Raw genomic sequence first — 737 nt, forward strand, 5'->3', positions numbered from 1 at the left:
TTTGGGCCTGCCGCTGCGTGGCCACCTGCCGGATGGCGGCCCGGACTTTGTCCACGCCGGTGCCCACCACGGCGGAGGCGCCGATAACCTGCACTTTGCCCAGCCCGTCCCGCGCCAGGATGCCTTTGAGTGAGTCCAGAACGGGCGGAATGTCCCGGTCCGGGAGCCGGTCGATCTGGTTGAGCACCACGAGGGTAACGGCGCCGTGGGACGCCAAGGGGGCGAGGAAGCCGTTGTGCACCGCGGCGTCGGCGTACTTTTGCGGGTCGAGCACCCAGACGAGGACGTCGACGAGTCCGACCATCCGCTCCACGATTTCGCGGTTGGCAGCGCGGGTGGAGTCGAAGTCGGGAAGGTCCAGGAGGATCAGGCCCGTGCCCTCGTCGGCGAACCCGGGGACCGGGCTGGCGTGATGCCGATTCCGGACCTCCAGCCAGTCCAGGAGCTCCTCGCTGCCTTCGGTTCCCCAGATGCCGGCGAGCGGCTCGGAGGTTGTGGGCCGGCGGGCGGCCGCCGTCGCGATTTCCTCCCCGCTGACAGCGTTGAAGAGTGAGGACTTGCCGCTGCCTGTGGCCCCGAAGAATCCGACCACGGTGTGGTCCGCCGAGAGGGAGCGCCGGGAGCCCGCCCGCTCCAGCACCTGGAGCACGCTGTCCAGGACGTCCTCGGGGAGAGCCCCGGCGGCCAGTTCGCGCGCTTCGTTCAATGCCATAAGCCTGCGGTCCAGCCGGGTCGCC

1 protein-coding gene is annotated in these 737 nt (G+C 69.9%); it reads right to left on the reverse strand.

Annotated features, from left to right (window positions below; all coding sequences use genetic code 11):
* A partial coding sequence (locus tag K789_RS0116915) for a GTPase (protein ID WP_024367789.1) occupies nucleotides 1-737 on the reverse strand: 737 nt, incomplete at both ends.

This window comes from Arthrobacter sp. TB 26, from assembly GCF_000427315.1.
In the GTDB taxonomy this organism is placed as follows: domain Bacteria; phylum Actinomycetota; class Actinomycetes; order Actinomycetales; family Micrococcaceae; genus Arthrobacter.